A 23830-nucleotide genomic window follows, 5' to 3' on the forward strand; every position below is an offset into this window, starting at 1 on the left:
ACGGTTGACCGAGTGGATGCTAACATGTTAGCATCGGATGACATGAACGACAGCGAGACGCAGCTCGGGCTTCGTAAGTTTCCGCGGAGGCTCGCGCGAGAGGTAAAGAAGGCTGCGGCTGAACGAGGCATCACGTTGACGCAGTTCATGGTCGCGGCGGCGACCAATCAACTTCGCGGTCGTCGCTCACCGAGCGTCAACGCGGAACTCGAACGAGACGTTGCTTGGTACGACCGCCACCGAAAGGCGTTCGAGAAGGAGTATCCCTTCGGGATGAACCTCGCAATCGTCGGTCAGAAGGTGGTCGACTGCGACGAGGATGTCTGGGACCTGTCGGAGCGGCTAAGTAAGAAGTACGGGCGCCGGCCGATTTTTATGCCGCGCATTGGCGAGATGCTGCCCAAGGTCATGACCGTGAGATCCCCGCGATTCGTGCGATGAGCGTACCGTACAGCGACGACTACGAGCCGCCTGCACCCGCTTTGGACATCGCCATTGTGTCGCCAAATAACTGCGCCGGACGCGTGCTCAGCAGGGCGCTTGTTGACACCGGATCCGACGGCACAATTCTGGAATGCGGGATCGCCGCACAAATCAGTCTGCCCTTCCTCGGGTACATTCAAGTAAGAGGCATCCACGGTCGATCGGAGTACGCTCCCGTTCTACGCGCAATCATCGAAATGCCCCCGTATCGATTCGAGACGATCGTTGCAGAGCTTGGCGGAGAGACGATACTCGGCCGCGACATCCTGAACCGGCTTTCGCTACGCCTCGACGGGCCGAAGCTGCAGCTATCGGTGTCCTAGCGGGGACCGGCGGCACCTCGTGATGCTACAGGGTGATGCGGAAGCGAAGCGCTTGCGCGCAGCCGAGCGCGGGCTTTACCAGCAGCATCGCGCCGCCTCTCACGTCGTTGGTAAGGTCTTCTCGATGAGGTCTGCCAACTGCGGGGCGCTTGCGTCTGCGGTCGCCATGACTTCTTGGTGCGTCGTCTCCGCAGCACCGACGACGTTCGTGATGAGGCTGAACGCGAGCACCTCCATGCCGAGTGCCCGTGCCAAGATCGTTTCGAGGACCGTCGACATGCCGACCGCGTCGCCGCCGATCGTGCGCAGATAGCGCGCTTCCGCGAGCGTCTCGTAACTCGGCCCGAGCAGACCGACGTAGACGCCCTCGCGCAGCCGGTGCGCGTGCGTCGCGTGGCTTCGCGCAACGTCGCGCAATCGCGACGCGTACGCATTGGCCATGTCCACGAACGGATTCTCGAACCCCGCGCCGAGCAGCGGATTCGTGCCGGTGAGATTGAGATGATCGGCGACGAGCATGAGGTCGCCGGCGCCGTATGCGGGGTTGAGCGCCCCCGCGGCGTTCGTCAGCACGATCGTGCGGGCGCCCGCGGCGCGCGCGAGGCGCACGCCGGCGGTGACCTGCGCGGGCGTAAAACCTTGATACAGGTGCGCGCGTCCGGAGAAGGCCAGAACGCGTCGCCCGCACCACGTGCCGACGAGCGCTTCCCCGCGATGCCCCGGCAGCGCTGAGAACGGCAGCGACGTCAGGCGGTCATAGGGAATCGCGATGCGCTCGAAGCCCTTGCCCAAAGCCTTCGCGAGGCCGCTTCCCAGCACGATGGCGACGTCGATAGTGCCGCCGGCGGTGTCGCGAATGAGGGCCGCGTCCGGTTCGATCGCATTCATCGTCGGTATCCTTCGACACGAGTCAGGAGGTTCGTGCCGGTCATTGCGCGTGGAATCGGCAAGCCCATGAGCGAGAGCAGGGTCGGCGCAACGTCCCCCAGCTTGCCTCCGGATGCGAGATGCACGTCGAGGTTCGCGGCGACGAGCACGAAGGGCACGCGGTTCGTCGTGTGCGCAGTGAGCGGATTGCCGGCAGCGTCGATCTTCTCTTCGGCATTACCGTGATCGGCCGTGATCGCGAGCAGGCCGCCCGCATCGATTGCGGCGGGGCCGAGACGCGCGAGCTGCGTGTCGAGAAACTCGACGGCCTCAACGGTCGGCTTCCAGGCGCCGGTGTGGCCCACCATGTCCGCGTTCGCGTAGTTCATGACGATCGCATCGTACGTACCGCTCGCGATTGCCTGCAGCGCGTAGTCCGTGATCTCGCGGGCCCGCATCGCCGGCGCACGATCGTACGTTTGAACGCTGCGGTCCGAGGGGATGAGCTCGCGGTCTTCGCCCGGCAACGGCTGCTCGCGGCCGCCGTTGAAAAAGTACGTCACGTGCGCGTACTTCTCGGTCTCGGCGAGGCGGAGCTGCCGTAACCCCGCGCGCGACAGAACGTCGCCGAAGGTGTCGAGCTGCGGTCGTGGCCCGAAGAGCACCGGGTTCGGATAGGTCTCGTCGTACTTCGTCATCGTCGCAAAAAGGCCGTCGCGCCAGCTTCCCGTCGCCAGCGCTTCGTTGAAGAGCGTCGTGAGCTGGCGCGCGCGATCGGGACGAAAGTTGAAGAAGATGCACGCGTCGCCGTCGCGCACGGGACGCGGCTCCCCCACGATCGTCGGCCGAACGAACTCATCGCTCTCGTCGCGCGCGTAGGCGTTGCGAATCGCCGTCGCTGCGTCGGGCGCACGAAACTCCGCGACGCCGCGCGCGAGCATCGCAAACGCAGCCTGCGTGCGCTCCGGGCGCTTGTCGCGGTCCATCGCGTAAAAGCGCCCGCAGATCGTCGCGATCGCTGCGGGCCGGCCGATCTTCGCCAGGCGCGCGTCGAGTTGCGCTGCGTACTGGAGGGCCGAGCGCGGCGGGACGTCGCGCCCGTCGAGGAACGCGTCGACGACGAACGGCACGCTTGCGGCAACCGCGGCGTCGGCGAGCGCGAAGAGATGCGCGATCGCGCTGTGCACGCAGCCGTCGGAGAGCAGACCCATCAGGTGGAGCGTTCCGCCCGTGCGCCGCACGTGCGCGAGCACCGCCTGCAGCGTTGGGTTCTTCGCGAACTCGCCGCGCGCGATGTCTTCGTCGATGAGCGTCACGCCCTGCGGCACGACGCGTCCCGCGCCGAGATTTAAATGGCCGACCTCGCTGTTGCCCATGATGCCCTTGGGCAACCCGACCTGCTCCCCCGAGGCATCGAGCGTCGTGTGCGGATACCGCTCGAGAAGTCCGCGCCAATACGGCAGCGCCGCTGCGGCGATGGCGTTGCCGTGGGAATCGCTGCGACAGCCCCAGCCGTCGAGGATGGCGAGCACGACCGGCCGATACGTCACGCCGCTTTGTCGCAAGCGAGGCGAACGAGCGCTGCGAACGCCGCGGCATCGAGCGACGCGCCGCCGACGAGCCCGCCGCGGCAGTGCTGCGTCGCGAGATACGCTGCGAAGTTGGCCGGCGTGACGCTTCCGCCGTAGAGCAGCGGTGTGTGCTCGAGCCCGGCGACGCTGCCGCGGATGAGCGCCATGACGCGGGCGGCTTCGCCGGGCTCGCAACTCTTTGCCGTGCCGATTGCCCAAATCGGCTCGTACGCGATCGCGATGTCGTGCAAGCGCTCCGGTGCGATCCCCTCGAGCGCGGCGCGCGTCTGCGCCGAGACGCGCTCGTCGGTCGCGCCCGACGCGCGCTCTTCGCTCGTCTCGCCTACTGCCACGACCGGCGTCAGCCCGTGCTCGAGTGCGGCGCGCACCTTGCGGTTCACGTCGGCGTCGGTTTCGCCGAAATAGCGGCGGCGCTCGGAGTGACCGACGATCACGTAGCGCACGCCGAGCTCGACGAGCATCGGCGGCGCGATCTCGCCGGTGAATGCGCCGGCGTTCGCCCAGTGCATGTTCTGCGCGCCGAGCGCAACCGCGCTCTCGCGTGCGGCGGCGCGCACCGCGGCGAGCGCCGTAAATGGAGGAGCGAGCACGACCTCGACATCGCGCTCGTGCAGCTGCGCGCCGTCGAGCGACGCGACGATGACGCGCGCGAGCTCGCCGGCCTGCGCCGCGGTCTCGTGCATCTTCCAGTTCCCGACGACGAGACGCCGCACGTCTATTGCAGCGCCGCCACGCCGGGCAGCGTCTTGCCCTCGAGGAACTCGAGCGTCGCTCCACCGCCGGTCGAGACGTGCGTCATGCGGTCGGCAAACCCGAGCAGATGCGCGGCGGCGGCGGCGTCGCCTCCACCGACGACGCTCGTCGCTCCCGCGGCCGTTGCACGGGCGATCGCCTCGCCCACGGCCTTCGTGCCGCTGCGATACGCCGGCTTCTCGTACACGCCCATCGGGCCGTTGAAGACGATGGTCTTTGCCGCTTCGATGACGCGAGCGTAGGCAGCCGCCGTCGCCGGGCCGATGTCGAGGATCGTGCCGTCGCCGACGGCATCGATCGCGACGGCGTGCGCGCCTTCGTCGGCGTCGAATCCGCTAGAGACGATCGCGTCGATCGGAAGATGGATAGTGACGCCGCGCTCCAGTGCGAGCGCGAGGATGCGGCGCGCCGGATCGAGGTCCTCGTCGCGCAGCGATCGCCCGACGTCCACGCCGCGCGCGGCGAGCAGCGTATTCGCCATCCCTCCGCCGATGCAAAACGCGGTCACGCGTTGCGCGAGCGCGCTCAAGACGCCGACCTTGTCCTTGACCTTTGCGCCGCCGATGACGCAGACGTAGGGCGTAGCGGGGGCGTTCATGAGCGGCTGCAGGGCGGCGATCTCGGCCTCCATCAGCGGTCCGGCAGCGCTGGGCAGCATATGCGCGATCGCCTCGGTCGAGGCGTGCGCGCGGTGGGCGGTGCCGAACGCGTCGTCGACGTACGCGTCGCCGAGCGCGGCCAGCGCGCGCGCAAAGGTGGGGTCGTTGCGCTCTTCGCCGGGATGGAAGCGCACGTTCTCGAGCAGCAGCACGTCGCCGTCGCGCAAGCGATCCACGGCGCGTTGCGCGGGCTCGCCGATGCAGTCCGATGCAAAGTCCACCGGCGCGCCGAGATGCTCCGCGAGGAGCGCGGCGACCGGGCGCAGGGAGCAGCCGGGATCGGGATGGCCGCCGGGACGGCCCAAGTGCGAGAGCACGATGATGCGCGCGTGGCGTTCGCGCAGCAGGCGCAGCGTCGGCACGGCCGCGTCGACGCGCGTCGCGTCCAGGATGCGCACCCGCTCGCCGTCGCGCACCAACGGCACGTTGAGGTCCTCGCGCACGAGAACGCGCTTGCCCGCGACCTCGAGCTGGTCCATCGTGCGCATGGCGTAGGAGTCCTAGCGGCGGCGCTCAGCGATGCGCTTCGCGAGGAAGTCTCTCGAGGATCATCGCGGTCAGCTCGGCGAGCCGGCACGAATAGCCCCATTCGTTGTCGTACCAGGCGGCGATCTGCACGAGATCGCCGTTCGCGCTGGTCAGTTTGGAATCGACGATCGCGCTGTACGGCACGCGCTTGAAATCGCTCGACACCAGCTCCTCCTCGCAGAAGAGCACGTACTCGCGCAGTTCGTTTTGGCAGGCACGGCGCAGGATCGCGTTGAGCTCGTCCTTCGTCGTCGCCTTCTTGACCTGCGCGACGAGGTAGATCATCGACACCGTCGGCGTGGGCACGCGCAGCGCAAAACCGTCGAACGTTCCCTCCACCTCCGGAATGGTGAGGAAGAGTGCTTTCGCAGCGCCGGTCGACGTGGGGATGATGTTCGTCGCAGCGTTGCGTGCGCGCCGAATATCCTTGTGCGGGGCGTCGAGGATGTGCTGGTCGTTCGTGTAGGAGTGCACGGTCGTCATGAAGCCCTTCACCCAGCCGAGGTGGTCGACGAGCGGTTTGACGGCCGTGGCGAGGCAGTTCGTCGTGCAGGAAGCGTTCGAGATGATGTGATGGAGCGCCGGATCGTAGCGGCCGTCGTTGACGCCGAGGACGATCGTGATGTCCTCCCCTTTTGCGGGGGCGGAGATCACGACTTTGCGCGCGCCGCCACCGTCGATGTGCGCGCGCGCCTTCGCGGCATCGGTGAAGAGGCCGGTCGACTCGACGACGACGTCGACGCCGAGATCGCGCCACGGCAGCTTGCCGGGATCGCGCTCTGCGAGCACGGCGATGCGGCGACCGTCGATGAGGAGCGCATCGCCCTCTGCGCGCACGTCGCCACCGTACGTTCCGTAGTTGCTGTCGTACTTGAAGAGATGCGCGCACTCTGCCGCACTGGTGAGATCGTTGACCGCCGCGATCTCGACGAGCGGGCGCCGCTCGAACAGCGCTTTTGCAAAGTTCCGCCCGATGCGGCCGAAGCCGTTGATTCCGATGCGCATGCGCCCCGTTTACCGGCCGCCGCCGGGCTGCCCCTGCTGGGGGGAGCGCAATCGAGCGGCCAGCCGCGCAATCGCACCGAGGCGCGTGGATGCGGTCGTTTTTCCGATCGCCGGATCGCAGCGCCGACCGAGCTCCGCCAGCGATTCGCCGGGAAAACGCAGCCGCAGCGATGCGATCTCGCGTAGCGGCCGCGAGAGCCGGCGAAGTCCGTGGACGCGCGCCACGTACTCGATCGTTTGGCGTTGCGCTGCCGCCGCACGTGCGGCACGCTCGAGATTCGCCGCCTCCGTGTTGACGAGGCGATGAATGCGATTCTTCGTCTCGCGCAGCGCGCGCACGTCTTCTAGCGCGAGGACCGCGCCGTGCGCGCCGATGCGTGCGAGCAGGTCGGCGATCGTCTGAAAGTCTTTGAAGTAGAACACGTCGCGCCCTCGCCGGCGGCTCCTGTGCGGGCTCGCGCCGAGCGCGCGCAGCAGCGAGGAGAGGCGCTGCGCGCGGGCCGGGTCCGGCGGTGCGAACTCCAAGTGGTAACCGCGCGCGCCCGTCGCAACGACGCCGAAGACGAGAAACGCCGCGCGCAGCTCGGCGAGGCGGTCGCAGCGGTGCGCGGGGCGAGGCGGTTGCGCCGGCAACGCCTGCGGGAGCGGAATGGAGAAGCGCGGCAGCCCCCGCAGCGCGCGCGTCGCCGTTGCCGCGACGGCCTGCCCTTTGCGATCTTCGAGCAACGACCAAAAGAGCCGCGCAACCGCGTTGCGATGCGTCACGAACGCCTCACCGCGCGCGTCGCGGCCGTAATAGGCGAGCGCGAGGAGCAGCGCGCGGCGGCAGTGCGCGGCCTGCGGCAGCTCCCGCGCGAGCGCATCCTTCGTGTCGGGGCCGAGTGCCTCGTTCACTCGAGGCGCACCTCGAGCTGCTCGTAGAGTTCCGCGGGTCGCACCGCGGGCGTGACGCGCAGCGGAACCTCCCGCACGCGAATCGTCACGCAGCGCGTCGCGTAGCGGATTTCGAGGATGTCGCCGGGCTTCACGGCATAGGCCGGCTTGAGCGCAACGCCATCTTTTAGGATCCGCCCGTGCTCGAGGGCCTCGTGGGCCTCCGAGCGGCGCTTCGCGAGCCGGGCGACCTTCAGGAATTTATCGAGCCGCATGCCTGTCTAGTTGACATATATCGATATATCTATATAGTCTTGTGATAGCTCGAAAGGAGGCTGCGCGATGGCACGGGCCGATGGATGGCGCGAGGATCGCTTCTGGCGATCGACGGGGTACAGGGGGCACGCAAAGCGCTTTCGCCGCGGGGCGCTCAAACTCGTCATGCTGAAGCTGCTCTCGGAGCTTCCGAGGCACGGCTACGATCTGATTCGCGCATTTCGCGAGCAGGGTTGGAGTGCCGGCGCGGGGTCCGTTTATCCGCTGCTCGCGTTTCTCGAATCCTCGGGGTACGTGACGAGCCGCCAGGAGGGCGACCGCCGCACCTATCAGGTCACCGAAAAGGGGCGCACGCTGCTCGAAGACCGTGCCGCCGACGTCGCGTCGTTCTTCGAAGCGGTCTCGCAGAGCCGGGAGGAACCGGGCGATGAGTTGCAGGACGCGCTGGAGCGGCTCGGCAGCGCGGTGGAACAGCTCGCCGGACATGCAAAGGACGAGACGATCGCGCGCGCGCGCGATCTCCTCGATCGGACCCGCAAAGAAATCTACACGCTTCTCGCACAGGAGTAGGCGCGATGGCGCAGTCCCAGCCCGCGCGGCGGCCTGGCGTCAACATTTTCGACACGTCGCGTCCGCTGTGGACGCTTTTTTTGGTATTTCTCATCCCGCTCATCCTGAGCAACTTGCTGCAAACCGCATCGCAGACGCTCGGGAGCGTCTTTCTCGGGCGGATGATCGGTACCGACGCTCTCGCTGCGGTCTCGGCGGTCTTTCCCGTCATCTTCCTGCTCTTCTCGTTTCTCATCGGCATCGCGAGCGGCAGCACGGTGCTCATCGGTCAAGCCTTCGGCGCGCGCGACGAGCACCGCGTCAAGAAGATTGCTGGGACCGTGCTCGGCGCGACGCTCGCGTTCGGCATCATCGTCGCGATCGTCGGCACGTGGGCCTCGCCCACGCTCCTGCAGTTGCTCGGCACGCCCTCCAACATCATCGCTCAATCCGATGCGTATGCGCGCGTCGCGTTCTTGACCTCGCCGATCATCTTCCCGTATCTCGCGTACACGACGTTCCTGCGCGGCACCGGCGACTCGACGACGCCGTTTTATTTTCTCATCCTCAGCACGCTGCTCGGCGTGCTCTTCACGCCCGCGTTCATCGCAGGCTGGATGGGGCTGCCGAAGCTGGGCGTGGTGAGCGTTGCCGTCGCGGGTCTATTGAGCCAAGGGATCTCGTTCGCGGCATTCCTCATCCGCCTGCACGTAACGAACCACCCCTTGCGGTTCGATCGCGAAACCGCACGCGACATGCTCATGGATCCGCGCATCCTCTGGGCGGTGCTCAAGATCGGGATCCCGACGGGCATCCAAGTCATCATGGTTTCGCTCGCCGAGATCGCGGTGATTTCTTTCGTGAACCACTTCGGGTCGAGCGCGACCGCCGCATACGGCGCGGTCAATCAGGTGGTGTCATACGTGCAGTTTCCGGCGATGTCGATCGGCATCACGGCGTCGATCTTCGGAGCGCAGTGCATCGGCGCGCGCCGCGAGGACATGCTCGGCGGCGTCGTGCGGACGGCAGTCGGGCTCAATTACGCGATCGGCGGCGTCCTCATCGCGCTCTGCTACGTCTTCGCGTGGCAGATCATCGGCTGGTTCATCGTCGATCCCCACACGCTCACGATCGCGCACGCGTTATTGATGATTACGCTGTGGTCGTATCTGCTCTTCGGCAACAGCGCGGTAATGAGCGGCGTCATGCGCTCGAGCGGCGCGGTCCTTTGGCCGACCATCAACGGCATCGTTGCGATCTGGGGCGTCGAGGTGCCGGTGGCCTACGTGCTGATGCACGTCTACGGCCTCGACGGCGTGTGGATGGGCTATCCGGTGTCCTTCGTTGCTGTCGTGCTGCTGCAGTACGCGTACTACACGTTCTTCTGGAAGAAACGCACGCACGAAAGGCTCGTGTAAGCAGCGTTCGCTCGTTCGTTCGTCGCGCAATACTCTTGAAACCGCAGCACAACGCGCAAGAGCTACGTCCTCCGCGTTGCGCCCGTAGCGCAACTTGGTGGCGGCACCTCCGTAAGGTGCGCATGTCTCGGTTCCGAGTTCGAGCGGGCGCAGCCCGTTCCGCCGGAGTGGGTAGCGGTCCCTGTTGAAGGCCCCTCTCGCGCAGCGAGCGCATCGCGACGTATAATCGTCTTATGGCCATCGAGGCACAGCTCGGCGACGCCGCCGAGCATCCCGGCAGGGCCGTCTACGCGTGCTGATCCAGCTGCTGATGGCGGCCTTGATGCTCGGACCGCCCGGCGACGCTTTCTACACGCCGCCGAGTCCGCTGCCTTCGCCGCAGAGCGGGCGCGTAATTTGGGTGCGGCAGTTCACCGGCGGGCCTGCCTTGCGCTCGGCGGCGGTGAACTACCGGCTCTTGTATGAGACGGTAGGGGCAAACGGCACGTTCGTCGCGGTCTCGGGCATGCTCGCGATTCCACACGGCACGCCGCCGCCGCAGGGATGGCCGATCATCAGCTGGGCGCACGGAACGACAGGAAACGGGCCGCAGTGCGCACCCTCACGTTTTCCGTCGAACGATCTCGAGCAGCGCGCGATGGACGCCTTCGTGCGCCGCGGTTACGCGGTGGCACAAACGGACTACGAGGCAAACGGCACCTCCGGAATCCATCCATACTTCGTTGCAACGCCGCTCGCGCGCGATCTCACCGACATCATTCGCGCGGCACGTGAGATCGATCCGCACATCGGCAAGAAGTGGATCGTCATGGGACACTCCGAGGGTGGAACGGCGGCGCTCGATACGGCCGGCTTCGGCCAGCGTTGGGCGCCGGAGCTCGATCTCGTCGGTGCGGTCGCTTACGCTCCCGCAACGCGTCTGGAGGGAGCGGTGCAAGACGCGCTCGACGACGATCAGCCCAGCGGTGTCTTCGCCATGTTGGGACTGATGATCGTAGGCTTCTCCGCGTCCGATCCGCGCATCGTCTTGGATCAGATACTCACGCCGCAGGCGCTGCGTCTCGTGCCCGAGCTGCAAGACGAGTGTATCGACGAGCTGATGAGCGACTCAGGTTGGAGCCGCATCGTCCCGAGTACGATCTTTCGGCCGCAGGCCGACGCGGAGATCGAGGATCTGTACGGAGACGTCGAAGCGAACACCGATCCGGAGAACCTCTCGATACCGGTACCCGTGCTGCTCCTGCAGGGTGGCTCCGACCCGCTTATCGGAGGGGGCGTCACCAATACCATTCGTGATGTGCTCTGCCGCGACGGCACGCCGACGGAGTTCAAAGCCTATCCGAGCGCGACGCACGGGACGATCTTGCTGCAGACCGATGCGGATGCGGCGGCGTGGGTCGCGGCGCGCTTTGCGGGCACGCCGCCACACGGGTGCTCGTAGATCGCTGCCGATGACGGCCTTGCCCAATGGTTCAAGCCACGCAGGCTCGATCATCTCTTCGGACCTGCCGGACCTCATGCGCGGGGAATCGGCGGCGTAAGCCGCACGCTCGCGTTACTCTCGCGTTACATAGGAACGCTGCGTCATTCGAGCGCCTCTCGGTGCCCTATTTTTTCGGCGACACGCAGGTGCCGGAGGCGCGGCAGACGAGCACCGGCTCGGCAAGCGCGCGCGCCGCGCTCGCAGCGATCTCCGGCTGTGCTTCCACGATCTTGTGCGCCTCGAACTCCATGCGGCGCGACCGGTTGCCGACGGAGACGATGCGGCCCGTCGCTTCGATGTAGTCGCCGGCGCGAACGGGTGCGAGGAACTCGACCGAGTCGTAGCCGGCGAAGAGGCCCTCGTCGCCGTCCTTGCGGATCAAGAGCTCCGTCGCGACGTCGCCGAACAGCGCGAGAATGCGCGCGCCGTCGACGAGATTGCCGCCGTAATGCGCGTCCGCGGCGCTCATGCGCACGCGGATCATCGCGCGCTCGTTCTCTTCGCCTCTTGCCATAACTCCTCGAGCTCATCCATCGTCATATCGCCAAGGACCTTGTTCTGCTCGGCGGCGCGCCTCTCCAGATACGCGAAGCGCCGGTGAAACTTCTCGTTGGCGTCCCGCATCGCGCTCTCGGCGTCGACGCCGAGCGATCGCGCCAGGTTCACGATGGTGAAGAGCACATCGCCCAGCTCCTCGCGCACGTGCCCGTCGTCCGCTGCCGCGCGCCGCGCCTCGGCCAGTTCTCGCAGCTCCTCGACGAGTTTGTCGAGCACGCCGCTGACGCTGCGCCAGTCGAAGCCGACGCGTGCGGCCTTCTCTTGCATGCGCTGGCCCCGCTGCAGCGCTCCGAGCTGCGGCGGGATGCCGTCGAGGCGGCTGCTGCGCAGGCGCCCGGTCTTCTCTTGCGCTTTGAGGCGCTCCCAGTTGCGCCATTGCGCGTCGACGTCGTCGATCACGGCATCGGCGAAGACGTGCGGGTGGCGGTGCACCATCTTGTTGGCGAGCGAATCCACGACGTCCGCAACGGTGAACGCGCCGGTCTCGGTGGCGAGCTGGGCGTGAAAGACGATCTGGAGCAGCAGGTCGCCGAGCTCTTCGCACAAGTGCTCCATTGCGTGCTCGTGCGGCGCCTGCTCGATTGCGTCGACGACTTCGTACGCCTCTTCGATGAGATAGGGAATCAAGGTGCGGTGCGTCTGCTCGCGATCCCACGGGCACCCCATGCGCAACCGCGCCATGATCTCGACGAGGTCTTCCCACGAGTAGTGCGCCGACTGCGGCGGCAGCGGGACGAGCGGCATCGCAATCGACGCGGAGAGCGTCGCGCGCGGCATCCCGGGAACGATCTCGGTCGCGATGCGGCGCGCGTCGAGCGCGCGCAGGAGCGGCGGCAGCCCGGGAAAGTCCGAGAGCGGATTGCCGAGCACGCCGAGCGCGACGTCGTCGCCGCGTTGCGATTCGAGCTGCGCGCAAAAGGCCGCGATGGCGTCGGTGCTTCCGCGAACGAGGAGCGCTTCGTCGGCGACGGCGCCTTCGTCGACGGTTATGCCTGAAGTCGTGAGATAGGCGACGAGCTCGCGCGGAGCGAGCAGCACGATCGTGCGGCCGGCGCCGCGCAGCGCGTCGAGGCTTCCGAGCGTGAGCAGTCGCGGGTCACCGGGTCCGAGTCCGACGATCCTGACGAGCATCTCACGCCCGGAAGCGACGCGCGCTCCTTACCCTAGGAGCTAGTGCGGCGAGGGTGCGGGCGATGCGGGTGCTGCCGTTGCCGGCGCCACCGACGGCATCGGCGGCGGCGAGGGGAAGAGCCCCGCGAAGCGCTGATCGGTTGCCGTGATCGTCGCCTTCTGTTGCAGGCTCTCGAGGAAAGGCTGCACGAGCGGCGCTTCCTGTTGCTGCGTCAACGCGAGCTTGATGCGATCGCGCGCCGATGCGAGCGACGCGCGTTGCGCCGGCTGGCGCGACGTCACGAGGATGATGTGATACCCGAAGGGCGAGTGAACGGGTTGGCTGATCTGCCCGATCGGCAGCGAGAACGCCGCCTGATCGAACGCCGGAACCATTTGGCCGCGGTGGAAGCAGCCGAGGCTACCGCCCTTGGCTTTCGAACCGGGATCGATCGAGTATTGCTGCGCGAGCGCGGCGAAGTTGCCGTGCGCGTGCAACGCCGCTTCGACCTTGTTCGCCGTCGCGAGGTCCGGAACGAGGATGTGGCTCGCGCATACCTGCGCGGGCGTGTCGAACGCCGCGTGGTTATGGCTGAAGTATTGCGCGATCTGCGCGTCCGTGACGGTGATGTTGCGCTGCAGCGCGTTGTCCAGGATCAGCTGGATGCGCAGCGCGTCGTGAACGTCTTGCTCGGTCAATCCACGCGCCGCTAGCATCTGCGACCAGGCGTCGCCCGGATAGTTCGCCTTCAGCTGGTCTTCGCGCGCAGCGATGTCGGCATCGGTGATCGCGATGTGGTTCTGCGCGGCGTACTGGGTGATGAGCGCTTCCTGCACCATCTGCTGCAGAATGCTGCGCGCAATCGGGCTGCCTTCCAGCTTCGTGTCGAGTTGCGCGCGGCTGATCGATTGGCCGTTGACGGTGACGACGGAGCCGCCGCCGCACGCTGCCAGCGACGCGCCGAGCAGCAGCGCAACCGAGCCCGCGACGATGCGGAGAGCTTTGGACATCAATATGAACTCCCAGGGAGAATTTGGAAAAAGGTCGGCGCGAAAGGTTCGTCCGGCCGCTGCCGGGGCCCTCTCCATCTCTAGATCGCCTCGAGCAGCTCGCGCAGCAGAGGCATCCAGAGGTCTTCCGGTCGGCTGCCCGCTGGCGCGTGCGGAAGATCGACGAGCACCTTGCCGTCGCTGAAGCGGAAGCGGTTCTTCGTCAGCGCTGCAAAGCGCGGAATCATGGCCGCGCTCAGCGCGAATCCCGAGCCGACGCCCAGGGTCAGCCGTTCCTCGTCGACGACGACGCGGGTGACGCGCTTGCGCAGGGCGATCGCGCGCAGCCGCGTCAGCTCGACGAGCCGCTCGAGCGGCTCGGGGAACGGGCCGAAGCGATCGCGGATGCTCGCAGCGATATCGTCCACCTCGCCTTCGCCGCGCGCCTTGGCGAGCTGCTGGTAGACGGCGATCTTCTGCGACACCTGCGGGATGTAGTCGTTGGGAATGAAGGCGTTGATCTTCACGTCGATCACGGCTTCGCCGCGCTCTTCGAGCGGCGCCGTCAAGCCACGACGTTCGGCGATGGCATCCGCCAGCAGCTGGCAGTACGTGTCGAAGCCGACCGATGCGATGAAACCCGACTGCGCCGCACCGAGCAAGTTGCCCGCCCCGCGAATCTCGAGATCGCGCATGGCGATCTGCATTCCGGATCCGAGATGCGTGAACTCGACGATGGCTTCCAGGCGCGCCTGCGCATCCTCGGAGAGCGCTTTGTGCCCCTGATACAGAAGGTAGCAGTACGCCTGCTGGTTCGAGCGCCCGACGCGCCCGCGCAGCTGATAGAGCTGCGCGAGGCCGAAGCGATCCGCGTCGTCCACGATCATCGTATTTACGTTGGGAATGTCCAAGCCGTTCTCGATGATCGTGGTGGCGACGAGCACGTCGCTTTGGCCGTCGATGAACGCCTGCATGATCGGCTCGACCTCGCGCTCGCGCATCTGACCGTGCGCGACGACGATCCGCGCGCGCGGAACCAGCTCCTGGAGCGCGTTGCGCAGCGCGTAGATCGAGTCGATGCGGTTGTGGAGGTAGTAGACTTGACCGCCGCGATCCAGCTCGGTAGAGATCGCGTGCGCGACGACGGCATTGCCGGCCGGCACGACGACGGTCTTGACGGAGAGGCGGTTCTTCGGCGCCGTGCGGATCACCGAGAGATCGCGCACCCCCATCAGCGACATGTGGAGCGTTCGCGGAATCGGCGTCGCGGAGAGCGTGATCGCGTCGACGCTCGCGCGATACTCCTTCAAGCGCTCTTTGTGCATCACGCCGAAGCGCTGCTCTTCGTCCACGACGACGAGGCCGAGATCGGCGAAGGCGACGTCCTTTTGCAGCAGGCGGTGCGTGCCGATCGCAAGATCGATGCGCCCCTGCGCGAGCGCCTGCAGCTGCTCGCGCATCGCCGCGCGATGCGTGAAGCGCGAGAACGACGCAATGCGAATCGGGAAGCCGGCGAACCGCTCGCTGAAGGTGCGAAAGTGCTGATCGGCGAGCAGCGTCGTCGGAGCGACGAGCGCGACTTGCGTGTGATCCGCGATCGCCTTGAAGGCTGCGCGAATCGCGACCTCGGTCTTGCCGTAGCCGACGTCGCCGCAGATGAGGCGGTCCATCGGGCGCGCACTCTCCATGTCGGCTTTCACCGCGTCGATTGCCGTGCGCTGATCGGGTGTCAGCTCGTAGGGGAACGCCTCCTCCATCTCCGCCTGCCATGGCGTGTCCGGCGCGAACGCATGACCGCGCGCGAGCTCGCGCTCGGCGTAGAGCTGCACGAGGCCGTCGGCGATCTTCGCGAGCGACTCCGAGACGCGCGACTTCGTGCGCGACCAATCGCCGCCGCCCATGCGCGAGAGGCGCGGCGTCGCGCCCTCCGCGGCGGAGTACTTCGTGACCTGGTGCATCTGCGTCACCGGGACGAGCATGCGGTCGGTGCCGGCGTACTGCAAGGCGAGATAATCTTGCGTTGCGCCGAGGATCGTCTCGGTGCGCAAGCCGTCGTAACGGGCGATCCCGTGAACCGCGTGTACGACGAAATCTCCCACGCGCAGATCCGAAAGCGTGACCGGCACGCCTTCTTTGATCGCGCGCAGCTTGACGCGCTTGGGCGGCAGGCCGAAGATCTCGCGGTCGCCGAGCACGCGCAGCCGCAGCTGCGGCACGGTAAAGCCCGCTTCGAGCGATCCGCCGTCGACCCAGACGCTCGCGAAGGGCAAGTCGCGCGCCGCGTCGCTCCAGCGGTGCGCTTCGATCCCGGCCGCGGAGAGCAGCTCGAGCATGCGCGAGACCGCCGTCGTCACGATTGCAACGCGCTCGCCGTCGGCGATCGATTGCTGCACGGCCGCGGTGAAGAGCTCGATGCGGCGGTTGAAATGCTCCGCCGGCCGGCACTCCAAGGCAAAGCGCTCGGCGCGCGGCACGAAGCGCAGCGCCTCGTGCGGCGCGATCGCGCCCGGCACGATCAGCGTCGGATGGCGCGCGATCGCATCGGTGAGGTCGTCGAGCGACGCGTGCGCGCCGGCGCCTTCGACGCGCTCCTCGTCAACGAGCGCGTTCTCGACCGACGCGAGCGCTGCAGGCTCGTCGAGAACGATCGTCGCGTCGTCGCGCAGATAGTCGAGCGGCGTCGCGCGATCGTCGTCGCGCGGCGTCTCGTCCCACGGCGGCACCGTAATCGCGTCGATCTCCTCATGGCTGCGCTGCGTCTCGAGATTGAAGGCGCGAATGGACTCGACGCGGTCGCCGAAGAACTCGATGCGCACCGGCGCTTGCGCGGTCGGTGGAAAGCAATCGAGAATCCCACCGCGCACCGCGTACTCGCCGGCCGCGCTGACGACGTCGGCGCGCTCGTACCCGAGATCGTGAAAGCGGCGCAGCGTCGCTTCCCAGTCGAGCGTCTCTGCGCGCCGTACGGTAAAGCGCAGGGCGCGAAAGCGCTCGGGTGGCACGACGTACTGACGCACCGCCGCGACGCCGGCGATGACGACGACGGGCGCGCCGTCGGCGAGCGCGTCGAAGAGGGCGATGCGCGCGCTGCGCTCGCTCGGGCTCTCGAGCGCCCCGAACGGGTCCTCGCGCGCGCGCAGCAGCGCAACCGAACGCTCCGCCTCGCCGCCGGCGTAGTAGAGAAAGTCGGCGTAGACGCGTTCGGCGATGTCGGCGGTGGGAACGATGCAGAAGAACCCTCCGCCGAGCGCCCGGGCAAAGGCCGCCAGGAGCGCCGGCCGGGCTGCGGCAGCCGTCTCGTGCAAGGCGGCGGCGTGGCCTCCCCGCAGGCGCTCGAGAACCGCCGCTCCCGGCCTGCTCGCGCCGACGAGGGCGGTCAGCGCCTTGGCCATGCCCGGGGGCGAAACCCGCGGGCCGGAGGGCGAGTTGAGAAGATTGGCAGTCATGCTAAGAGAGTGCTAAAGCGCGGCCGCATGGGCCGCACATTATAACAGATTGGAGAAGAACGCATGAGCAACTTATCGACGACGTCGCGCGGGAATCTCTCCCGGAGCGGCTTCGATCTGCTCGGATGGGACCCGTTTCGCGGGCTTCTCGGGAACTGGGGATCGAACCTAGGGATCGACATCACGCGCACGGAGAGCGGCTACGAGATCGAGATGCCGGTGGCCGGCTTTACGCCGGAACAGATCGAGGTGACGATCGAAGACGGCGTGCTGACCGCGTCCGGAAAGAACGACAAACGCTCGTTCCGCCGCTCGGTCGTGTTGCCGGAGGAGATCGACGCCGACGCGATCGACGCGAAGGTCGAGAACGGCCTCTTGACGCTCACGCTGAAGCTGCACCCCAAGGCGCAGCCCAAGCGCATCGAGGTCAAGCCGGTTTCGGTGAAGAGCGTCTAATCGAGCTCGCACCGAGCGCAACGAGAATCCACCACGGCCCGGCAACTTTCGGATAGAAGACGAGATAGTCGACGACCTGGTGGAGAATCAGAGCAAGTGAGGCGGCAAGCGCGGCGATCTGCCACGGTGCCGCCTCGTTCAATTTGCTTGCGAGCGTGCGCAGCGTCGTGACGACGAGGGCGAGCGTCGCGAGGAAGAGCGCGATGCCGCCTTCGGCGAGCGCCTGCAAATACCAACTGTTGGCATGCGTGCGTACGCCGGCGATGCCCGCTTGCGCAAGCTCGAGCTCGTAGTTTCCCGCACCGATGCCGAGCAACGGATGGCGTCGCCAGAAGAAGATGGCTGCACGCCAGAGCTCGCTGCGGTGCCCCACGCCGCCGGCATAGTTCGTTGACGGCGGCCGCGGCAAGAGCCCGGGGACGTGCGCGAGCGCGTCCCAGAAGCCCGCGCATGCCGCTGCGAGAACCGCTCCCGCCGCAACCGGAGCGAAGAGCGCGCGTCGCGCGCTCGTGCGCGCGATGAAGATCGTTCCAATCGCAATCGCCGCACCGGCGATGCCGCCACGCGAGAAGGTCAGCGCGAGCGCGCAGAACGCCACGACGATCGTGCCGGCGACGAAACGATCGCGCACGTACCACGCACAGAGCGCTGCCAGCGCGATCTCGTAATATGCGGCGAGCTGGTTCGGTCCGCCGAGCGGACCCGCGATGCGCGGCACGATCGCACCGCTCATGCTGAGCGCCCATGGCGCGCCGATCCCTTCTTGCAGCAGCGCGAGAAGCGAGACGGCGAGCGTGACGCCCGTCCACCCGTAGAGGAGAAGACTGTCGTTGCGATCGCGCCGGTACGCAACGCAGACCGCGAGGAAGAGCGCGGCGTACTCCAGCCATTTGAAGGTTTCGCGCACGGCGGGGCCGCGGTGCAGCGCGACCGCGATCGTGACGGCGACGACGCACGCGACGGCGGCGAGCGCGACGAAGATGCGGCGCACGGGCGCCTCGCGCAGCGCGCTCCTCCACCCGGGCTGCGCGCACAACCCGAGCAGCATGCCGAGCAGCACGACTTTCGGGAACGTCACCGTCGTGTTGAAGAGGTAGTGGTCGAGCGGAAACGGCTGCACGCAGATCGAGAAGAAGATGCCGTACGACGGCCGCCGCACCGTCGCGACGACGGCAGCGAGGAAGGCAGCCAAGAAAAGCATCGCCCACAGCGGGTCGAGCGGCTCGGGCAAGAAGATGCGATCGACGACCGGCAGGTAATGCACGACGATGGCGGGCTTCGCTCTGCCGGCGGTGAAATCCACGCGCTCGACATGGAGAGTTTCTTCGACGAAGCGGCGATGCGGCGCGCGATCGAGGCCAAGCGCGACGGCCGAGAGCTCGAACCGCGCGCCTGGGAGCAGATGCTCTGCGCCTATCTTGCCGGGCGCGTCGACGATGCACAGATGGCGGCGATGCTCATGGCCGCACTATGGCGAGGGCTGAGTGTCGCCGAAACGGCCGCGTTGACCAAAGCGATGGTCGAGAGCGGTGAGACGATCCAGTTTCCGGCCGAGATCTTCGTCGTCGACAAACACTCGAGCGGCGGCGTCTCCGACATCGTCTCGCTCGTCGCCGTTCCGCTCGTCGCCGCGTGCGGCGTCCGCGTCGCCAAGCTCTCCGGACGCGCGCTCGGGCATACCGGCGGAACGATCGACAAGCTGGAGGCGATCCCAGGCATGCGCACCGATCTCTCGCGCGAGGCGTTCGTCGCGCAGGTCGAGCGCGTCGGGTGCGCGATCGCGGCGCAGTCGGAGCGCTTGGTGCCGGCGGACAAGCGGCTCTACCGTCTGCGTGACCGCACGGGAACCGTGCCGAGCGTCGGGCTCATCGCCGCATCGATTCTTTCGAAGAAGATCGCGGGCGGCGCGCGAGCCTTCGTCTTCGACGTGAAGTGCGGCGCCGCGGCGTTCATGCAGCGCGTCTCCGATGCCGAGGCGCTCGCGCACGAGCTCGTCTCCGTGGCCGCGCGTTTCGATCGTGAGGCGCGCGCGCTCGTGACCGACATGAACGAGCCGCTCGGGCGCTCCGTGGGAACCGGCATCGAAGCCATCGAGGCGCGAGATCTGCTTCGCGGCGAGATCTCCGACGCGCGCGTTCGCGAGGCGGTGCTGAGCGTCGCTGCCGAGATGCTCGCGGTTGCAGGCATCGCGCAGCCGCAAAGCGTCGCGGAGCGCGCGCTCGACTCCGGCGCGGCGTACGAGAAGCTCGTCGCGTTAGTCGAAGCGCAAGGCAGCTCGCGCGCGGCGTTGGAAGCGATGCGGCGGCCGCAGCGAGAGGAGGAGGCGCGAGCAACGCGCGCGGGGTACGTGCACGCGGTTGACGCGGTCGAGATCGGCAACCTGGCGCGCGCGTGGTCGGAGCGCGAATCGAGCGCAGGCGTCGTCGTCGCGGCGCGCATCGGCGATCGCATCGAGCGCGGCGACGTCCTCGCCCGCGGCTATGGAGCTGCGGCCGATGCAACTATGCTTACGCCGTGCTTTACGATCTCGGATGAAAAGCCCGAACCCCGCCCGCTCGTGTACGCAACCGTGTCAGGATGATGCCGAGCGTTCGATCTCGCTGATGAGGTAGATCGGCCTTCCCTTCACCTCGTCGTAGACGCGGCCGAGGTATTCGCCGAGAATGCCGATGCCGATGAGCTGCACGCCGCCGAGAAAGAGCACGGCGACGATCGTCGAGGCCCAGCCGGGCGTGTAGCCGAGCGGGTTGACGTTGAGCAGCTTGGAGACGATGACGTAGATCGCGTAGACGAACGCGACGACGCTCGAGCAGAACCCGAGGTACGACGTGAGGCGCAGCGGCGCGTCCGAAAACGAGGTGATGCCGTCGACCGCGAAGCGTAGCATCTTCGCGAGCGGATACTTCGTCATTCCGGAGTGGCGCTCGTCGCGATCGTACGGCACGCCGATCTGTTTGTAGCCGACCCAGCTCACCATGCCGCGCAGGAAGCGATGTCGCTCGCGAAAGCTGCGCAGCGCGTCCACGACGCGCCGGCTCATCAAGCGAAAATCCCCTGCGTCCACCGGGATATCGACCTTCGTCAAACGCCGCACGATGCGGTAGAAGAGCCGCGCCGTAAAGACTTTGAAGAGGCTCTCCCCTTTGCGCGAGCGCCGGATCGCGTAGACGACGTCGTACCCCTCGCGCCACTTCGCGACGAATGCTTCGATCAGCTCGGGCGGATCCTGAAGATCGCCGTCCATGAGAATCACGGCATCGCCGGTTGCGGTATCGATGCCGGCCGTCGCCGCGAGCTGATGCCCGAAGTTACGCGAGAGGCTCACGAGCACGACGCCGCTGCGGCGCCGCAGCTCGTCGCGAATGCGATCGAGCGTCGCGTCGGAGCTGCCGTCGTTGACTGCGACGATTTCATACGACGGCGCTTGCGGCAAGCGCGTCATAATCGCCTCGATGCGCTCGAAGAGCGGCGCGACGTTCCCTTCTTCGTTGTAGAGCGGAACGACCACGCTCAGCAGGGGACGCTTCTCCATCGGCGGGCGATTTCGACGCGAGAGAAGCGGAACCCGCACGCGAGCACGAGAACGCTCCCTATATGTCGCGTATGGGCATCGCAGCGCTGTCGATCGCGATTCTCATCGCAGGATGCGCGCACCACGATGCAAGCGGCGCGTCGCCCGTTGCGACTGCGAGCGCGCTCGCGCCGCCGCTCTCGCGTCTCGCGGCGCCTTTGCCGAGCGTCGCACCGTCGCCGAGCGGGTTGCCCGCGTTGCGCGCAACGCCGCCGCCGGCTGCGGCAAGCGACGCGCCCGCCGCGCGCGCGTCGCCGGCGCCATCGGAGATTCCAGCGGCACCGCAGCCCGTACCGACGCCGCAAGCGCTCGGCACGTTTCCGCTCCTGTCGCGCTCGCTCGACCTGCCGTCGCCGCGGCCCCGTGTCATCGCGTTTGCCACGCTGCCGCCGGCGCGATTCGATCTGCCCGACGCGTCGCCGCGCATCATCGACGTCTACGTTCCGAGCTACGTGGTCGTGGGCGGTCAAACCGTCACCGGCGACGTGATCGCGTCATCGAACACCGCAAGCGTCGAGGTGCGCGTCGCCGGGTACGCGCAACCGATGCGCAAGATCGGGCCAGGGCAGTTCACGATCACGGTCACGGTTCCACGCCTGCCGTTCTTTTTGCGACGCCGAACGTACATGCTCGAGATCGTCGCCCGCAACACGCGGGGCGACGCCGTGTCACAGGCACTGCCGATAATCGTGCGTTAGAGCGGGGCCGGCGTGTGGATTCCCGGCGGGAGGTTGGGGAACGGCGCGGGGTTGTACGGCGTCGGAAAGACGTTAGGCTGCATCAGCTCGCCGCCGGTGCTCTGATCGGCCCAGCGGTAGACGATGCTGCTGTAGACCTGATCGTCGACGTTCGTCACGACGGCCGTGCGCGGTTTCACCTCGAGGCCGCCCTCCGAGCGCTCTTCGGAGTCGAAGGAGCCGCGCGTGTAGAGATAGTGCAGCACCGTTCCCACGTTGAGCCGTTCGACGATGCGAAAGTGCAACGCGTCGACGCGCTGCATCGGAATCGCCTGCGGGTTCCAATCGCTCGCGTCGGTCGTGATGTAGACCGATGCATCGAACGGCGTCGTGGCGGGAACCTGCACTTTGAAGAGCACCACCACCGGCCTGCCGCTTCCCGCAACGGCGTGCACCGGTAAGGTGCTGTGCGGCTGGGCGAGATCGGGATTCGGATACGGCGACGAGAGCGCGACCGCGAAGCGCCGCACGAGCGCGAAGTCGCCCTCGGGCGGCAACGGCGCGCGCGAGAGCCCGAGCGCGACGACGGTGCCCTGCGCGTCGAAGGTCGCCAGCGCCCACATGCGCGGCTTCGGCCGCAGCGTCGTCGGGCCGCCGGTCTTGGCGTCGGTGATGACGACCGAGGACGCGACGTGGAACCCGTCGCCGGTCGTGAAGAAGACGTACCCGTTTTGATAGGCGAGCAGCTGGCCCGTCACGCGCACGGCCTGCGCGCCGGCGCCCACGCTCGCGAGGATCGCGAGGCAGAGCGCGACGAGAACGGCGCCCGCAGATCTCATTGGTTCGTCACCTGCAGCAAGACCGACGGGCTCCACTTCAGCGTTGCGAAGCCGAAGTAGTACGTGCGCGCGACGTCGAGCGCGATGTGCTTCGAGACGCGCACGTGAACCTCAGGCGTCAGCTCGTTTGGCGGCTGGCCGAGCCAGTTGGCGGAGATGAACTGCCCCAGCGGGTTGAGCAGCGGCAGCGGAAAGACGCCGGGGACGGGCGCCGGGAAATCGTCGTGATGGCGATAGGTGAGGCTGAGCGTGAACTCCGGGCTCGGCACGTAGTTGGTCGCGAAGGTGAACGTGCGCTGCGTCGCAACGCCCTTGAAGGCCTGGAAGCCCGGATCGTAGACGCCGTTGATGAGCGGTGAGGAGACCGAGTAGCCGCCGCGCAGATAGTAGTCGCCCGTGTTGAGCACGCTGTATCCCGCGTAGACGCCGATCGTGTGCGTGATCTGCCTGCTCAGCGTCGCCACGAACGAGGTGGTGTCGACGTGATGCGGCACGCTGTACCACTGACGCTGCTTCGTGAACGACCCCGAGAGGATGTAATGGTCGTAGCGGCTGTTGATGTTGCCGAACTCGAGCTGTGGGAGCGAGATCGTGAAGCCGACGAGCTGGTTCCATATCGTCGTGTACGTCACCCCGCCGTACCCCTGCAAGCCGTTGCCGTACGAATCGTGCGCGAAGCCCGCGCCGAAGGTAAGCTGCTCGTAGAAGGGCGATCCGAAGATGCGCTCCGGGGACGAGCTCGCGTTGAGTTCGAGCTGCGAAGGATGATCGAGCTCGCCCACCGTCTCTCCGTTGGGCAGCCCGCCCGTGGCTCCCGGGCCAAGGAGGTTGAAGTTCGTGAGGTTCGCGTACGCTTGCAGCGACCAACGCGGCAGCGCCTGGCTCGCCTGCACGATCGTGTACTGCGCCGCCGCGTGTGGCTTGCCGAACCCGTACTGATACGTGTACAACTGCGTAAACGTATTCAGCTGCAGGCGGCTGCCGATCGTGTCGCCCGTCACGAGGTTCCAGAACTTCGCCGGTGCGGTCGCGGGATTGAGCGAGAAGACCGCGTACTCGTGCTGGCCCGCGAAATGCTGCTCGAAGCTTTCGTAGATGTGATTGGTCGGGTCGTAGCGGGTGTGAAAGGCCGTGATGGAGTTCGCGTTTCCGGTCGCCTGATAGGTGAGGTCGGCCCACGCGCCCGAGAGCGAGTTGCGCGCGAGTGCCGGCGTCGGGGCGAAGCTGACGTAGAACGACGGCAGCGGGAAGCCGAGGCCGACGAGATAGCTCGTCACGCCTTCGAAGCGCACGTACGACGTGGCGCCGACGACGGCAGTGTGCGCGGTCAAATCCGGCCGCATGCCTTGCGTGTTCGCGAAGTCGAACGTGTCG

23 protein-coding genes and 1 pseudogene are annotated in these 23830 nt (G+C 67.0%); 9 read left to right on the plus strand and 15 right to left on the minus strand.

Annotated elements, in window-relative coordinates; genetic code table 11:
• Nucleotides 1-24: 24 nt before the first annotated feature.
• A complete protein-coding gene (locus VMV82_07865; GenBank protein HUY41467.1) occupies nt 25-441 on the plus strand; it encodes a hypothetical protein in 417 nt (138 codons plus the stop codon).
• Nucleotides 438-806, plus strand: coding sequence for a hypothetical protein (locus tag VMV82_07870; protein ID HUY41468.1), 369 nt, complete (start codon nt 438-440; stop codon nt 804-806). The genes VMV82_07865 and VMV82_07870 overlap by 4 nt, the downstream gene beginning before the upstream one ends.
• Before the next feature lie 99 nt (nt 807-905).
• On the opposite strand, the gene VMV82_07875 is transcribed toward VMV82_07870, so the two are convergent.
• Genes VMV82_07875 through VMV82_07905 form a run of 7 tightly spaced genes read right to left on the minus strand, consistent with a single transcriptional unit; the run spans nt 906 to nt 7358 of the window.
• Complete coding sequence (locus VMV82_07875) at nt 906-1694, minus strand: purine-nucleoside phosphorylase (GenBank protein HUY41469.1); 789 nt, start codon at nt 1692-1694, stop codon at nt 906-908.
• A complete protein-coding gene (gpmI, locus tag VMV82_07880) occupies nt 1691-3223 on the minus strand; it encodes a 2,3-bisphosphoglycerate-independent phosphoglycerate mutase (GenBank protein HUY41470.1) in 1533 nt (510 codons plus the stop codon). The genes VMV82_07875 and gpmI overlap by 4 nt, the downstream gene beginning before the upstream one ends.
• Nucleotides 3220-3978, minus strand: coding sequence for a triose-phosphate isomerase (gene tpiA, locus VMV82_07885; GenBank protein HUY41471.1), 759 nt, complete (start codon nt 3976-3978; stop codon nt 3220-3222). Before tpiA ends, gpmI begins: the two co-directional genes overlap by 4 nt.
• 2 nt (nt 3979-3980) lie before the next feature.
• A complete protein-coding gene (locus VMV82_07890) occupies nt 3981-5165 on the minus strand; it encodes a phosphoglycerate kinase (protein ID HUY41472.1) in 1185 nt (394 codons plus the stop codon).
• Nucleotides 5166-5190: 25 nt separating this feature from the next.
• Complete coding sequence (gap, locus tag VMV82_07895; protein ID HUY41473.1) at nt 5191-6210, minus strand: type I glyceraldehyde-3-phosphate dehydrogenase; 1020 nt, start codon at nt 6208-6210, stop codon at nt 5191-5193.
• 9 nt (nt 6211-6219) lie between these two features.
• Entirely contained in the window at nt 6220-7104 is an 885-nt protein-coding gene (whiA, locus tag VMV82_07900; GenBank protein HUY41474.1) for a DNA-binding protein WhiA, read from the minus strand.
• Nucleotides 7101-7358 (minus strand): S4 domain-containing protein, encoded by a 258-nt coding sequence (locus VMV82_07905; protein ID HUY41475.1) that lies wholly within the window; start codon nt 7356-7358, stop codon nt 7101-7103. The genes whiA and VMV82_07905 overlap by 4 nt, the downstream gene beginning before the upstream one ends.
• 67 nt (nt 7359-7425) lie before the next feature.
• On the opposite strand from VMV82_07905, the gene VMV82_07910 reads away from it, so the two are divergent.
• The 4 genes and pseudogenes from VMV82_07910 (at nt 7426) to VMV82_07925 (ending at nt 10767) form a co-directional block, all read left to right on the plus strand.
• A complete protein-coding gene (locus tag VMV82_07910; protein ID HUY41476.1) occupies nt 7426-7929 on the plus strand; it encodes a PadR family transcriptional regulator in 504 nt (167 codons plus the stop codon).
• A 5-nt stretch (nt 7930-7934) separates the two neighbouring features.
• Nucleotides 7935-9326, plus strand: coding sequence for an MATE family efflux transporter (locus VMV82_07915; GenBank protein ID HUY41477.1), 1392 nt, complete (start codon nt 7935-7937; stop codon nt 9324-9326).
• A gap of 206 nt (nt 9327-9532) precedes the next feature.
• Nucleotides 9533-9625: pseudogene (locus VMV82_07920) on the plus strand (hypothetical protein).
• The gene (locus VMV82_07925) at nt 9619-10767 is read left to right on the plus strand and encodes a lipase family protein (protein ID HUY41478.1); all 1149 of its coding nucleotides are present in this window, start codon (nt 9619-9621) and stop codon (nt 10765-10767) included. The pseudogene VMV82_07920 and the gene VMV82_07925 overlap by 7 nt, the downstream one beginning before the upstream one ends.
• A gap of 166 nt (nt 10768-10933) precedes the next feature.
• Here VMV82_07925 and VMV82_07930 read toward each other — a convergent pair whose 3' ends face one another.
• From VMV82_07930 to mfd, 4 genes are all read right to left on the minus strand, one after another.
• Complete coding sequence (locus tag VMV82_07930) at nt 10934-11293, minus strand: hotdog domain-containing protein (protein ID HUY41479.1); 360 nt, start codon at nt 11291-11293, stop codon at nt 10934-10936.
• The gene (mazG, locus tag VMV82_07935) at nt 11290-12498 is read right to left on the minus strand and encodes a nucleoside triphosphate pyrophosphohydrolase (protein HUY41480.1); all 1209 of its coding nucleotides are present in this window, start codon (nt 12496-12498) and stop codon (nt 11290-11292) included. Before mazG ends, VMV82_07930 begins: the two co-directional genes overlap by 4 nt.
• Nucleotides 12499-12537: 39 nt before the next feature.
• Nucleotides 12538-13488, minus strand: coding sequence for a peptidylprolyl isomerase (locus VMV82_07940; protein HUY41481.1), 951 nt, complete (start codon nt 13486-13488; stop codon nt 12538-12540).
• Nucleotides 13489-13568: 80 nt separating this feature from the next.
• Entirely contained in the window at nt 13569-16913 is a 3345-nt protein-coding gene (mfd, locus tag VMV82_07945) for a transcription-repair coupling factor (GenBank protein ID HUY41482.1), read from the minus strand.
• A 63-nt stretch (nt 16914-16976) separates the two neighbouring features.
• Between mfd and VMV82_07950 the strand changes: the two genes are divergently transcribed.
• Nucleotides 16977-17369 carry an Hsp20/alpha crystallin family protein gene (locus VMV82_07950; protein HUY41483.1) on the plus strand — a complete coding sequence of 131 codons (393 nt, stop codon included), beginning with the start codon at nt 16977-16979 and terminating at the stop codon, nt 17367-17369.
• On the opposite strand, the gene VMV82_07955 is transcribed toward VMV82_07950, so the two are convergent.
• The gene (locus tag VMV82_07955; GenBank protein ID HUY41484.1) at nt 17341-18633 is read right to left on the minus strand and encodes an O-antigen ligase family protein; all 1293 of its coding nucleotides are present in this window, start codon (nt 18631-18633) and stop codon (nt 17341-17343) included. The two genes, VMV82_07950 and VMV82_07955, sit on opposite strands and share 29 nt — an antisense overlap.
• Between VMV82_07955 and VMV82_07960 the strand changes: the two genes are divergently transcribed.
• The gene (locus VMV82_07960; GenBank protein HUY41485.1) at nt 18628-19950 is read left to right on the plus strand and encodes a thymidine phosphorylase; all 1323 of its coding nucleotides are present in this window, start codon (nt 18628-18630) and stop codon (nt 19948-19950) included. The two genes, VMV82_07955 and VMV82_07960, sit on opposite strands and share 6 nt — an antisense overlap.
• Here the strand turns inward: VMV82_07960 and VMV82_07965 are convergent.
• Complete coding sequence (locus tag VMV82_07965) at nt 19942-20901, minus strand: glycosyltransferase family 2 protein (GenBank protein ID HUY41486.1); 960 nt, start codon at nt 20899-20901, stop codon at nt 19942-19944. The two genes, VMV82_07960 and VMV82_07965, sit on opposite strands and share 9 nt — an antisense overlap.
• A 62-nt stretch (nt 20902-20963) precedes the next feature.
• Between VMV82_07965 and VMV82_07970 the strand changes: the two genes are divergently transcribed.
• Nucleotides 20964-21638 carry a hypothetical protein gene (locus VMV82_07970; protein ID HUY41487.1) on the plus strand — a complete coding sequence of 225 codons (675 nt, stop codon included), beginning with the start codon at nt 20964-20966 and terminating at the stop codon, nt 21636-21638.
• Here the strand turns inward: VMV82_07970 and VMV82_07975 are convergent.
• A complete protein-coding gene (locus tag VMV82_07975) occupies nt 21635-22456 on the minus strand; it encodes a CBM20 domain-containing protein (GenBank protein ID HUY41488.1) in 822 nt (273 codons plus the stop codon). The two genes, VMV82_07970 and VMV82_07975, sit on opposite strands and share 4 nt — an antisense overlap.
• On the minus strand, nt 22453-23830 hold a 1378-nt coding region (locus tag VMV82_07980; protein ID HUY41489.1), incomplete at its 5' end, for a hypothetical protein. The genes VMV82_07975 and VMV82_07980, both read right to left, overlap by 4 nt.

The sequence above is a fragment of the Candidatus Dormiibacterota bacterium genome (assembly GCA_035532035.1).
Lineage (GTDB): Bacteria > Vulcanimicrobiota > Vulcanimicrobiia > Vulcanimicrobiales > Vulcanimicrobiaceae > Tyrphobacter.